Origin of the sequence: Pseudomonas putida (assembly GCF_030159595.1) — a bacterium.
GTDB lineage: Bacteria > Pseudomonadota > Gammaproteobacteria > Pseudomonadales > Pseudomonadaceae > Aquipseudomonas > Aquipseudomonas putida_AC.
The window spans coordinates 95,845-108,329 of sequence record NZ_BSKJ01000007.1; the positions used below are offsets into that span (position 1 = coordinate 95,845).

At 51.0% G+C, this 12,485-nt stretch carries 10 protein-coding genes and 1 tRNA gene; 6 read left to right on the top strand and 5 right to left on the bottom strand.

The features are described from left to right. From pheT to QQL85_RS16920, 6 genes are all read left to right on the top strand, one after another. Positions 1 to 2,382: a phenylalanine--tRNA ligase subunit beta gene (pheT, locus tag QQL85_RS16895; protein ID WP_284354735.1), complete on the top strand. Its 2,382-nt coding sequence runs from the start codon at positions 1 to 3 to the stop codon at positions 2,380 to 2,382. A 4-nt stretch (positions 2,383 to 2,386) separates the two neighbouring features. Continuing rightward, positions 2,387 to 2,689 carry an integration host factor subunit alpha gene (gene ihfA, locus QQL85_RS16900; RefSeq protein WP_003250679.1) on the top strand — a complete coding sequence of 101 codons (303 nt, stop codon included), beginning with the start codon at positions 2,387 to 2,389 and terminating at the stop codon, positions 2,687 to 2,689. Then, positions 2,670 to 3,026, top strand: coding sequence for a MerR family transcriptional regulator (locus QQL85_RS16905; protein WP_003250681.1), 357 nt, complete (start codon positions 2,670 to 2,672; stop codon positions 3,024 to 3,026). Before ihfA ends, QQL85_RS16905 begins: the two co-directional genes overlap by 20 nt. A 116-nt stretch (positions 3,027 to 3,142) precedes the next feature. After that, positions 3,143 to 3,219: transfer RNA gene (locus QQL85_RS16910), tRNA-Pro, on the top strand. A 482-nt stretch (positions 3,220 to 3,701) separates the two neighbouring features. After that, the gene (locus QQL85_RS16915; RefSeq protein ID WP_284354734.1) at positions 3,702 to 4,721 is read left to right on the top strand and encodes a hypothetical protein; all 1,020 of its coding nucleotides are present in this window, start codon (positions 3,702 to 3,704) and stop codon (positions 4,719 to 4,721) included. Continuing rightward, entirely contained in the window at positions 4,722 to 5,645 is a 924-nt protein-coding gene (locus tag QQL85_RS16920) for a hypothetical protein (protein ID WP_284354733.1), read from the top strand. It begins immediately after the preceding gene. A 969-nt stretch (positions 5,646 to 6,614) separates the two neighbouring features. On the opposite strand, the gene QQL85_RS16925 is transcribed toward QQL85_RS16920, so the two are convergent. The 5 genes from QQL85_RS16925 to QQL85_RS16945 are packed head-to-tail and all read right to left on the bottom strand — an operon-like array spanning position 6,615 to position 12,412. Then, positions 6,615 to 7,133 carry a hypothetical protein gene (locus QQL85_RS16925; RefSeq protein ID WP_284354732.1) on the bottom strand — a complete coding sequence of 173 codons (519 nt, stop codon included), beginning with the start codon at positions 7,131 to 7,133 and terminating at the stop codon, positions 6,615 to 6,617. 5 nt (positions 7,134 to 7,138) lie between these two features. Further along, positions 7,139 to 7,597, bottom strand: a complete 459-nt coding sequence (locus tag QQL85_RS16930) for a very short patch repair endonuclease (protein WP_284354731.1) — start codon at positions 7,595 to 7,597, stop codon at positions 7,139 to 7,141. Further along, on the bottom strand, positions 7,597 to 9,255 hold the full coding sequence (locus QQL85_RS16935) for a DUF2357 domain-containing protein (RefSeq protein ID WP_284354730.1): 1,659 nt from the start codon (positions 9,253 to 9,255) through the stop codon (positions 7,597 to 7,599). Before QQL85_RS16935 ends, QQL85_RS16930 begins: the two co-directional genes overlap by 1 nt. 3 nt (positions 9,256 to 9,258) lie before the next feature. Beyond that, positions 9,259 to 10,941 carry an McrB family protein gene (locus QQL85_RS16940; protein ID WP_284354729.1) on the bottom strand — a complete coding sequence of 561 codons (1,683 nt, stop codon included), beginning with the start codon at positions 10,939 to 10,941 and terminating at the stop codon, positions 9,259 to 9,261. Then, positions 10,907 to 12,412, bottom strand: a complete 1,506-nt coding sequence (locus tag QQL85_RS16945) for a DNA cytosine methyltransferase (RefSeq protein WP_284354728.1) — start codon at positions 12,410 to 12,412, stop codon at positions 10,907 to 10,909. Before QQL85_RS16945 ends, QQL85_RS16940 begins: the two co-directional genes overlap by 35 nt. Positions 12,413 to 12,485 lie beyond the last annotated feature (73 nt).

Below are 12,485 nucleotides of genomic sequence, written 5' to 3' on the forward strand. Positions count from 1 at the left end.
ATGAAATTCAGTGAACAGTGGCTGCGCGGTTGGGTAAACCCGCAAGTCTCCCGTGACGAACTGGTCGCCCGCCTGTCCATGGCCGGCCTTGAAGTTGACAGCGTTACCCCCGCTGCCGGCCAGTTCAGCGGCATTGTCGTGGGCGAAATCCTCGCCACCGAACAACACCCGGACGCCGATAAGCTGCGCGTGTGCCAGGTGACCAACGGCCAGGAAACGTTCCAGGTCGTGTGCGGCGCCCCTAACGCCCGCCCAGGCATCAAAATTCCGTTTGCCATGATCGGCGCCGAGCTGTCTGGCGACTTCAAGATCAAAAAGGCCAAGCTGCGCGGCGTCGAGTCTTTCGGCATGCTGTGCTCGGCGGCCGAGCTTGAAATCAGCGAAGAAAACGACGGCCTGCTCGAACTGGCTGCGGACGCCCCGGTTGGCGAAGACATTCGCATCTACCTGAACCTGGATGACGCCAGCATCGAAATCGGCCTTACGCCGAACCGCGGTGACTGCCTGTCCATCGCCGGCCTCGCCCGCGACGTCAGCGCCCTGTACGACACCCCGGTCACCCGCCCGGTCGTGCCAGCCGTACCGGCTGCCCATGACGAAGTGCGTCTGGTGGAAGTCAGCGCCCCGGCTGCCTGCCCGCGCTACCTGGGCCGCGTTATCCGTAACGTCGACCTCAGCAAGCCGACCCCCCTGTGGATGGTTGAGCGCCTGCGCCGCAGCGACGTACGCAGCATCGACGCCGCCGTCGACATCACCAACTATGTGATGCTCGAACTCGGCCAGCCGATGCACGCCTTCGACCTGGCAGAAATCAACGGTGGCATCCGCGTTCGCATGGCCGAAGAGGGCGAAAAACTCGTCCTGCTCGACGGCCAGGAAGTCGCTCTGCGTGCCGACACCCTGGTCATCGCCGACCACACCCGCGCCCTAGCCATCGCCGGCGTCATGGGTGGCGAGCACAGCGGTGTAAACACCGAAAAAACCCGCGACCTGTTCCTGGAAAGCGCCTTCTTCGAGCCGATTTCCGTCGCAGGTAAAGCCCGCTCCTACGGCCTGCACACCGATGCCTCGCACCGCTACGAGCGCGGCGTCGACTCGCAGTTGGCCCGCGAAGCCATCGAGCGCGCCACCCAACTGGTGCTCGACATCGTCGGCGGCGAAGCCGGCCCGGTAGTGGAAGCCGTAAGCGAACAGCACCTGCCACAAGTGGCCCCGGTCATCCTGCGCGACGAACGCATCACCCAGATGCTCGGCATGCAGATGGACCCAGCCCAGGTCGAGCAACTGCTCAACGCCCTGGAGCTGAACACGACCAAGAGTGGGGAAGGGCAGTGGACTGTAACCGTCCCAAGCCATCGCTTTGACATCAGCCTGGAAGTAGACCTGATCGAAGAGCTGGCCCGCCTGTACGGCTACAACAACCTGCCGGTTCGCTACCCGCAAGCCCGCCTGGCCCCACAGGGCAAGCCGGAAACCCGCGGTGACCTGCCAACCCTGCGCCGCCTGCTGGTTGCCCGCGGTTACCAGGAAGCCATCACCTACAGCTTCATCGACCCGAAACTGTTCGAACTGTTCAGCCCGGGCGTAGAGCCGCTGCTGCTGGCCAACCCCATCTCCAGCGACATGGCCGCCATGCGTGCCTCGCTGTGGCCGGGCCTGGTCAAAGCACTGCAGCACAACCTGAACCGCCAGCAAGACCGCGTGCGCCTGTTCGAAAGCGGCCTGCGCTTCGTTGGCCAGCTGGGCGACCTGCAGCAGCAGCCAATGATCGCCGGCGTTATCACCGGCAGCCGCCTGCCAGAAGGCTGGGCCAACGGCCGCGACGGCGTCGACTTCTTCGACGTCAAAGCCGACGTGGAAGCCCTGCTGGGCTACTCCGGCGCCCTGAGCGACTTCACCTTCAGCGCCGGCAAACACCCCGCCCTGCACCCAGGCCAAACCGCCGCTATCGAACGCGACGGCAAACTGGTCGGCTACCTCGGCGCCATCCACCCGGAGCTTGCCAAAGCCCTGGGCCTGGACCGCCCGGTGTTCCTGTTCGAGCTGGTGCTGGGCGACGTGGTCGAAGGCCGCTTGCCGAAATTCAGCGAACTGTCCAAGTTCCCGGAAACCCGTCGCGACCTGGCGTTGATTGCAGGACGTGATGTTGCTTCTAGCGCGGTGCTTGAATTAATTCGTGACAATGCAGGCGAATGGCTCACAGACCTCAGGCTGTTTGATGTCTACCAAGGTAAAGGCATTGATCCTGATAGAAAAAGCCTTGCCGTCGGCTTGACCTGGCAGCATCCATCGCGCACTCTTAACGACGATGAGGTGAACACTACCCTGCAAAATATCCTCACCTCGCTCGAACAAAGGTTGAACACCACGTTAAGGAAATAACGGCATGGGTGCTCTGACGAAAGCTGAGATGGCCGAAAGGCTGTACGAGGAGCTGGGGCTTAACAAGCGTGAGGCCAAGGAGCTGGTCGAGCTGTTTTTCGAAGAAATTCGGCACGCACTTGAAGAGAACGAGCAGGTGAAGCTGTCCGGTTTCGGCAACTTCGACCTCCGCGACAAACGCCAGCGGCCGGGCCGCAACCCCAAGACAGGGGAAGAAATCCCGATCACTGCACGGCGCGTCGTCACCTTTCGTCCAGGGCAGAAGTTGAAGGCCCGGGTTGAGGCCTATGCTGGAACCAAGCCATAACGACGAACTGCCCCCCATACCGGGCAAACGCTACTTCACCATTGGTGAAGTGAGCGAGCTTTGTGCGGTAAAGCCGCATGTGCTGCGGTATTGGGAGCAGGAGTTCGACCAGCTTAACCCTGTGAAGCGGCGGGGGAATCGGCGGTATTACCAGCGGCAGGATGTGCTGATGATTCGCCAGATTCGTGCGCTGCTTTATGACCAAGGGTTCACCATTGGCGGGGCGCGGTTGCGGCTCTCCAGTGATGAGGCTAAGGATGAATCGAGCCAGTACAAGCAGCTGATTCGGCAGATGATTGTTGAGTTGGAGGATGTGTTGGTGGTTTTGAAGAAGTGAGCTGGGCTTTTTCTGATGAGTGGAAAATTTTTTGAGAAAAAGGTTTCATTTATCAGAGGGTTAGGGTACATTCTTCAACGTTCTCGGCAAGATTGAGAACATGCTTCAAGCCCAGTCGGGGCGTAGCGCAGCCCGGTAGCGCACTTGCATGGGGTGCAAGGGGTCGAGTGTTCGAATCACTCCGTCCCGACCATTATTGAAACGAAAAAGCCCAGTCGGAAACGACTGGGCTTTTTTTTTGATGTGTTTGGCATCTGTTTTTATTAGAGTTTGTTAATAGAAGCTCCATTCCTAAGGGTGCTGCTTGTCACGTCAGACTCACCGCTTCACGCTGTCAGCCTAGCTGTTTTAGTTTAAGCACGCCTGCTGCAACGAGTTTGCCGGAAATAGGAAGACGATCTTAGATTAGATGCGTTCCCGCTATTGATTCGAGTCGCTTAGGCGTATTTAATGGCAGTGCCAATGCAATTTGCTCTGGTGGCTGTTGTCAAGCCTCAATACTTAATCTGAGTCTTCGAAGCGGCAGTGACGCTACAGCGCTCCAATCACACTTCTCTATGTTTCATGAGTGTTCTCGGATTATTTTTATTAGCAAAAAATATGTTAAAATCATGGTGTTTCATTATTTAGTGAACTGGTTGGCGGGTTGTTTAGGTTTTGAATGGGGTTTTACTTATGAGCTTTAGTGTTTACTCAGTAAATTATGATCAAGTCATAAAGAGCGCTTTTATTAACGCGGAAGCCGATTATGAGTTTGCGTTGAAAAGGTTGGTTCCGCGGGCTGGTCAACTTTCAACTCAGCGTGAGTTGCAGAATCAGCGGTTTTATGATCGTTTGGCTAGGGATATTCTCAATGGTTGTATTATGCCGCCTCTTACAGTGGCAATAATAGCGTCGCCAGATGAGTGTGGAAAAGACTATAAAGCATATATTGAGGATAATATTGATAAGCTCTTTATTCTTGACGGTATTCAGAGGTTGAATACTCTCGTTAGGGTCACTAAATCGAATGATTCGGTAGATCTTACGCGGCCAATATATTTGAATATTTTGATTTGCCCGTCGATGGATCATTTGCTTTATCGGATGATTACTTTAAATAATGGTCAGAAACCTATGACCGCCCGGCATCAAATCGAAATAATAGCGGAGAATGCATATGATTTCACTGCTCTGCCTGTCCCTATGCAGTCAGAAAAACGGAAGAATGGTGAAAAAAGAAAGCGTGGAGCGTTCAAAAAAGTAGACCTTATTAAGTCCTATTTGGCATTTTTGTCGAAAAGCATCAATATTGACAATGATAAGGTCATCCAGGAGAAAATGGATGAGCTCATCGCGACAAAAATTATGGAGTCTAATATCGTTGATAGCGATATTGAGTTCGATCAGGTTATTGACGAAGTGCAGCGGTTGACCGAAGACGAAGAAATAAAGAAATGGTTTTCAAATCAAAACAACCTAATTGCATTCTGTGCTAGCGCGCATTCTTCATACGATTTTGTCGCTGCAATGAATTTTGATGAGTTTAAAGATTGTGTTAATTCTCTTGAAGGCGCGATTGGCATGCTGGAAGTTTCACGAATCAAGATTGGTTCGAGCCGTAGGAAGGCCGTCGAGTTCTATTTTAATAATATCGCTCGGTTTAAAGGCAAGGATGAATTTGCGGTGATAGATGAAATTTCAATGATCGTTTGAGTGAAAATTATGACTTGCTTTACGATAGACGGAACTACTCTTGATTTTTCGAGCTCTCAACAGAAGGGCGTTAAGGTTAGTCCATTACATATTTCCTCCAATGATACCCATGCAAAAGCGCTAACAAGATTACTGTTGGGAGGGTGTGCCATTGATGGGAAATACGGAAGGGTCGTTCAGCCTAGGAACTATTTGGCTATAGGCGCGCCAAGTAGCTCAATTTTTCCATCTCGAGAATTAGCGAGAGTATTTAGTGATCTTGGAGTGGAGAGGGGCGGTAGAGTTTACAATGTTGGAGTGATTAGGTCGGTATGCACCCACCTCGACTCTCAAAGAAATAATCATAGTTTGTTTTACCCTATGCTAAATGAGGTAAGTAAGTCTTTTTATAATCATGCTCATGGCAGATGTATGTCGGGCTTTGTTCACGCCTATAGAGCCTTTGAAAGCATGAGTTACGCCTTTCCGCTTTTTTACTGTCGTTATAATACTAGCTATACCAGAGTGTATTCTTTGCTTAAGGATTTTTTTAAAGGGGGGGAGTTGGAGTTCTGTGCAAATTTTTATAAAGATCTCTTAAAGGATGACTCTCTGGATGCGTTAACTTACAGAGTAAAATTCAGAGGTGTATATTCGGCTGAATTAGCAGAGTACCTAGAGAAAAAGCTAAATTGGCAAAATAAGAAAGCTCTTCAGCCTGCTCTGGCGCGCATTGATGTTGACGAGATAGAGACCTCATATTCAAATCTGTTTGATTTGATTGTAAATGCAAGGAACGCATATTTTCATCATTTGTCAGGTAGCTCCTCAAGTGCAACATCTGCCGATATAAAGGATCATGAGGATTATTTTTTTGAGTTGAATAAAGTAGCTTACCAAGTGATCGGATACTTGCTGTCGCGACTAATAAGAGTTCAGATTTGATTACTAGCCTGGAATGGTTCTTGTTTGTGTGGTTGCTAGGGTTTGGTAGCGTTAAAATTTACTACCTAACTTAGGTTGGTGGTTTTTAATGGTTTGCTCCTTTGTTTGCATGGGGTGATCGGCTTAAATAATTTTCAAATTGGTTTTCAGGTTTTATACTCGACAAGTCTAGGGGTGCGATTTTAACGATGAACCGATAGTCATGGTTGTGAATGAGGTGGCTTTCGTGTTGTTTTTAAGGATGCAGTCTCGTAGTTCTTGGCTTCGTACTTAGGTTGTCTGGTCGTATTTGCTTTGTTACGAGTTTATTGGCTTTGTCTTTATGCAGTTGCTTTCTATAAATTTTGGGTGACTTAAGATGTTGGAAGTATTCTGCGTGCCGAAAACTATCGTTGGTAGTGTCGCAGCTTAACATGTTAATAAGGCAAAACTGTGTGCCCGGGTAAACCTAGAGGGTGCGGATTATTCAAGTGGCCAAATGTTTGTAACCGATGGCGAGTTGGCTCGATAATTTAGGTTCAGTGCAGAAAGTAAGTTTATGGGTACGGTCTTCAGCACTTCAGTGTGATCGGGGTGGCGAGTCTTTTTCAATATTTATAGTAAGTGGGCGCCCAGCGCTAGTGTACTTTCAATTAATCAAGAAACCGCTTGATGATACTTCTTCATCGATGATTGAGTTTGTGTTTCGTGAGTTGCTGATAAATTACACGCTATATGCGATTGGGGTCGCGGCGGTGTTGCGGATAGTTGGATTATAATTATTATCCCGCGAGAAATATCTTCGAGCAGGCTTGACTAAAAGAGATGATGCGTAGCAGTATGCATCATGTTGCGCACGCCATGTGAACTTCCTGTTGCCAGATAAAGTCGGATCTTCCTAAGTATGCTAGAAAAGCTAGTGTGCGGAAGGTCAAGCTTTCAATTAATTTCGAGAAGCTTCAAGGGCGATAATGCAGGGCCTAGGGCTGGTTAGGGAAGGCAGACCTGCACATATGGATAAATTTGGCGCCCAGCACTTAGCACACGGTTAGAGCGGGCTAAATACCAAGCATTCATTCTGCTATCCCAGCTGCGGACTGCGCAGAATTGTTGCCAGTCAAGTTCGATGATGCGTTTTAATGTAAAATCTTCATGCATTAATACGATAAGTATGAATTCGAAAATCTGACGTTCTTTATCGGACTGGTCAGGGTAAATCGTTCCAGACTTTTTTGCCCGTTGAAGTGTCTTAATCGAGTATCGGTTTCCTTCCCGAGAGATTGCATCTATATTTTTTGTGCCGCGAGGGGACGGGGCTAGTACAGGTAGATCAGGTCGCTCTTTAAAAGTGGAAATTGCCAGTTTCTCGCCCATTTCGCCGACATTGAAGCTTAAGCCTCTACTTTTGGCTTCTCTGGCAACAGCTGCATGTAGTGCCAGGAGCTTGAGGTCGTCAAGGTGGGTCAGATCCATTGTCTCTTCGCTGGGCTTAATTTTGATTTTATTCATGCTGCTCATGCAGTCCCGGAAATTTCGATAAACCTAATTTCCTTTGATAGTAGGAATGTTTGGCATCTTGTAAAAACTTCATCGCGGGTAAGCTTGCTAGGCCCTCTGATGCTGCATTCCCAAATAGTTGCCACACGCCAGCCTAGCTCAAGCAGAGCCATGGTTGCTCGCTCATCCCGAGTACGATTAGATGCGATTTTTGTGGCCCAGAAATCCTGACGCGTTGCCGGAAGTTTGAAAAGTTGGCAGTCGTGGCCATGCCAAAAGCAGCCGTGGACAAATACCGCGACATGGTGGCGCGGAAATACAAGGTCCGGACGGCCAGGCAATTTGCGATCTTGGAGTCGATAGCGAAAGCCACGCGCATGTAATCCTTGACGGATGAGCATTTCTGGTTTGGTATCACGTCCGCGAATACAGCTCATATTGAGATGGCGCTGTTCCGGAGTTAGGATATCTACCATCAGTGCTCTCCAATAGCGTCTGCGACAATCGTTATTAGGGTACTTCGGAGGTCTTCACTGCTCATCCCTGGGCGTAAAGTAATTGCGCCGAAGCGGAATTTGTCCCGGTACTGAGGATGAAAAAGACGCCCCGGAACTGGGGTGCTCTTGAAGTCAAAGCTGAGAGCAGGAGCGTGTGGTGTCAGCAAATAGGCAGCTGTTACAATTCCCTCAATCTTGCCGCTTTCGGCCTCTTGTACTAAAGCATCGCGATATGTGTGAATCGAGGTGAGTGCATCATTAAGACCGTCGTTGATTCGATACTTTGCATCTAGGACGATAACCTGCCTCCCAGGGCTTCCGAAGCCGGTCCCAGCCAGAACCACATCTGGTACCATGGCCCGGCTAAAACTGCCTTGTCCACTTGCTTCTAGCCAATACTCACGGTATTGGCGTTGAAAGCACAATGTCTTGTCAGAACCTATTGATACCGTTACAGCACCTGCAGAAATGGTCACACCACCGGCAGCATCGGTCACGAAAAGGTTGTTCAGGTCTAGACCCGTTGTACCGTACTCTTGAACAGACGCCCGAAGAAGGCGCAGGTAGCACCATAGTTCATACAGTTCATGCGTTCTGGCCAGCGGCATCTGCAAGAAATCGCCGAACAGAGCCGCAAGGCCTAGGTTCATGTCTTGCCATAGTCGATAGAAACGGTGGTAAACAGGGTCATTGCGAAACAACGAAGACATCTGCAGCATCGCAGGGCTGTCGGAGACCTCCGTCATAAAGCCTGAGCTTGTTGCATCGTTGAATTTACGTGCCATATACCTGGTGCGCACAGCCCAATTACCGGCCGTGGTCAGTATCTCAGAGTCTCCGTTACGACCCACCTTTGCGAGCATATCGGCAACGCTCGATAACCAAGCTGCCCACGACCGAAGACATGCCTTTATCTGCCGATGCTCTGGTATATCTACGCTATTGCAACGTTGGCGTATGGTAATGTGAGCTGGTAGACGTCCGCCGAGGGCTTTAGGCAAACGTGATGGCTGGTTGGTTTCAGTCCGGATAATACCAGATCGGAACGACTTGATAATTTCCGGGCCCGTAGCACATACCGCGCGGTGGGAGGGTACGGTTACCTGCTGAGCGCGAAGGTAATGCCTGGGTGAGCGGTTAATTGCACTAATGGTTTGCGTAATTTCCTCGACTCGAGAGCGCAGGAATTCCAGCCGGGCAAGCGGTGGTGGTTTACTTCCGCGTTGACGGGCAATGCTTTTACGGAATGCACTGAGTGAGAAAAGAGCGTAGGTGTCTTCTAAGACCTCGCGAACCATAGAGTCAAAGTCATTGCGGGTAAGCTTGCGTAGGTCCGGGTCTGTGGTAATTTCGAACCGAGATACTTCTTTGCTAGGCAGATGAAGTGAAACTTCTACCGAGCCGGCATGAAAGCCTGGCGTCCAGCGCCAGCGTGCTACAGTTAAATGGCGCGAACGCAAAGCCTCAAGAGGTACGTCGTCGATCAGAAGATCGGCGGCAATCGCATTATCGCAGTCGCGGAGTTCGAACAGGTAGCAAGAAGCTTCCCTGATTGAGCCGCTGGGAATTACATCCTGCGAAGGCCAGACCTGCCACGCAGGTCCACCTTTTTCGCTCTGGATATATAGAGCTCTCATTTCTCAGCGCATCGCCTGGAAGGAGCCGAACTCATCAAGGTCACTCAATAGTCTTCGCACATATTTAAGGGCTTGGGGAAGACTCTCAAACGCCTTTTCCAGAGCATTTAGCAGTGGGCGCTGGCGCTCTGCGCCACGCAGCTTGACGAGTATTTTTTGTACCAGTAACTGGTCCGTAACATTGTCAACTGGGTTCTGTAAATACCTTGTGTCGAAGGCTTGATATCGGACGAATTCTTCAATTACTCGATAACCGAACCCCAAGCCGTAGCGTTCCAAAAGCCCGTGGACTTCTACGAGTTTCGACTCTGCTGTATCCTTTGCATTCTGCAGTTCAGGGCAGCGCTTAACAAGTGATGCCAGAAAGCCAGATACGTCCACCGTTGACATCTCGATCACTGATGCCCGATCAAGTACTTTGTCGCTGACAGGGTTAGTTGTCTCATCGACGTTAATTGTACCAATTATGAACAGATTAGAAGGCAACGGGATTTCGGCACGCACGCTGGCGCCTGTGGTGCCTTCTAACGGTACCCCGTTGGAGTGCAGTTGCAGAGCTCCGCTGGTTTCAATAGCTGACAGTATGTCAGAAAGGTAGTATTCAACCCGGGCAAGGTTCATCTCATCCAATATGACAAATACCGGGGAGTCTCGGTGCGCCGTTGCAACCAGCACTGCCTCCAGAAAGGTCGGAACGACATATCGGTTTGTCAGTACATCGTAGTAGCCTGTCAATCCTGTGGGGTCTGTCCATTCTGGACGAACCGGGCACTCGAAAAGCAGCGGATCGGTAGCTGTATTTGAAGTCAAGCCATGAATTACACGTGCGTATTTTAGTGCTAGTTGCGTTTTGCCTGTACCTGAAAGTCCCGAAAGAATTACAAAGTGCTTGTGATCCAGGAAATTTAAAGCGGCATGAAACCTACGCACTTCTCCATTTGGGTAGTGACCACCCAAAGTCATAATCCCCGTCTCGATTTCTTCAATCGGTATGGTTTGTGGCAGGCGCCGCATGTCTTGGCTGAGTGTTGCCGTATCAGCCCATACGGGAATTTCGTGAATTTTTTCCCTACCGACCAAACTGCCTAGCCAACCGATGAACTCGCGAGCAAGGAGGCTGCGCCTTGCGGAGGCCGTCGGTGGATACAGGGCAACAACGATCTCATCTGGCTCTGTGGAGGGTCCGAAAGGTGAAAGGTCGAAAGCCAAACTGTCCCAGAATTTGGCATTGCGCAGCCACAGGCGCCCATCTTTTGCCAAGTAAATAGGTACCAAATTATTCCTTGCGCTGTATTTGATGGTAGTCCCTGCGGGCTCTGGCAAATCGTCACTGTCTCCGGCCGTTTCCAAAGCAAATTCTGAGTCATCATCGACTGTACTCTTTGATGCTGCGCCCAGACGCTTCATCTCGGCCAAACGGTCAATGAAGTTTTTTTTGTCCTTGCGGACTAGAACAGCAAAGTAGACCTCATCCTCCGGTGGGAAACGGAGAACGCATCCAAATAGTAGAGACTCGGTATCCTCTCTGACGCTATCTAAGTTGACTACGCCAAGTTGGATGCCGCCCTCAACAATCTTGGCGCTATTCGATACTCCGAACAGTCCGCGTGGGCGGACTGCCTTCGATGTGCCGAAGTGCTTCTGGGCAGCTTCAAGAAACTGTCGTTGTCGCTCGACGAGGCTCATCTACCGAATCCTTTTGTATGATTGCCTGTTTGATAGTCTGCTTGATGTGGGTGGCTAATGCTCTGGCCATGAGGGGCGGCACCGCATTACCGATCTGCTTAAAAGCTGGGTTCATAGTGCCACTGAAACGAAAACCGTCAGGGAAAGACTGAAGGCGCGCAGCCTCGCGAACTGAAATGGTCCGAGCTTGCTTGCTGTCGTAATGGATGTGGCTGTAGCCATCTTTGCCCAGATGAGCTAAGAGTGTGCGGGCGGGCTGGTTACGCCACATTTTACGCCACTTATTTGGAAACTTGCTTGCGTCATATGGCGGTACAATCGAGGCCATCAATGCCTTGTATTCAACCGAGCCTTCAACGAGCTTTTCTCCGTTGGCGCGCGCAATGGCTACGCGCTCCTGGAACATTTCAATCGCATGTGCATAAGCTTCAGGATATTGATCACCTGGATTCATGCGCGCAAAAAGCTCGTAGTCCCGTGGCAGATACCGGATAACATGATCCGTCAATCCATCTTTGGGGGCCACATGGCCGGACCATGTACGCATCAGTTCTGCATAGGCAGAAGGCTTCTGGCGATTATAGCTGACCGGGCTATCAAAACGGCGGGCACCACGTGTGATTTTCCCAGCAGCAAGTAGCTCTCGAGCGTTGATTGCTGGAAGGTCTTGAAGTGCGTCTTCCGCTGTTACTGCAGGTGGGAGGTCTGGAGTTGCGACTGGTGGTTCGATGTAGGAATGAGCCTCATCAGCCAGATTACGTAATGACTTGAGTGCGACAGAACGAGAGCCTTCATATCCTGGAGGGAGTATCAGCCAGTGGCTGGGAGAGGGGAACGAGACGTTCGCCCCTAGCTCACGTCTGTATGCAATCAGGAACATCCGTTCCCGCATCTGTGGTACTCCATAGAATGCTGAATTGAGAAGGGTATAGCCGCAAACATAGCCTTTGGTTTCCAGAACCTCGCAGGTTTCTTCGGCAATGTTCTGGCCGCCATGGTTCAGAATGTCGGGTACATTTTCCATGAGTACGGCCAGTGGCTGGAAGGCGTCTACATATTCCAAATACTTTTTGTAGAGCTGCGCCCGCGGATCGTGGATAAAGGCCTCCGGATGCTCCTCGATTTCTCGCAGTTTAGACCTGCCTACTCTCGCAAATGCTTGGCAAGGTGGTCCTCCTACTACAATGTCGAAGGCATCTGCAACCTCGCCAAGATCGAGCTGCCGGCACAAATCAGCCGGCGTAGTCTTTGTAATGTCAATTGGCTGACTGTGGGCTTCAGCACCACCATGGAAATTCAGGCCATGCGATCTGGCCGCATCAGGGTCAAACTCAACAGAGCCCCGAATTTCGAAGCCTGCAGTTTCGAAGCCAAGAGAGATACCGCCGCATCCGGAGAACAGGTCTAGGACGCGTGGTTTCGCGGATGTTTGGAGGCGTGCCAGTTTACGAAGAAGGACATCGTTGTTCATGAATCAGATCCTTGGCGCGCAGACATACGAAGAGGCAGCTCCAACTGCCCCTGGTGCTCGTCCAGAAAGCGCT

Excerpts from the sequence above, each read along its gene's own strand:
- QQL85_RS16925 (WP_284354732.1), bottom strand. The coding sequence starts at position 7,133 with ATGAATAAAATCAAAATTAAGCCCAGCGAAGAGACAATGGATCTGACC.
- QQL85_RS16930 (WP_284354731.1), bottom strand. The coding sequence starts at position 7,597 with ATGGTAGATATCCTAACTCCGGAACAGCGCCATCTCAATATGAGCTGT.
- QQL85_RS16935 (WP_284354730.1), bottom strand. The coding sequence starts at position 9,255 with ATGAGAGCTCTATATATCCAGAGCGAAAAAGGTGGACCTGCGTGGCAG.
- QQL85_RS16905 (WP_003250681.1), top strand. The coding sequence starts at position 2,670 with ATGCTGGAACCAAGCCATAACGACGAACTGCCCCCCATACCGGGCAAA.
- QQL85_RS16945 (WP_284354728.1), bottom strand. The coding sequence starts at position 12,412 with ATGAACAACGATGTCCTTCTTCGTAAACTGGCACGCCTCCAAACATCC.
- pheT (WP_284354735.1), top strand. The coding sequence starts at position 1 with ATGAAATTCAGTGAACAGTGGCTGCGCGGTTGGGTAAACCCGCAAGTC.
- QQL85_RS16915 (WP_284354734.1), top strand. The coding sequence starts at position 3,702 with ATGAGCTTTAGTGTTTACTCAGTAAATTATGATCAAGTCATAAAGAGC.
- QQL85_RS16940 (WP_284354729.1), bottom strand. The coding sequence starts at position 10,941 with ATGAGCCTCGTCGAGCGACAACGACAGTTTCTTGAAGCTGCCCAGAAG.
- ihfA (WP_003250679.1), top strand. The coding sequence starts at position 2,387 with ATGGGTGCTCTGACGAAAGCTGAGATGGCCGAAAGGCTGTACGAGGAG.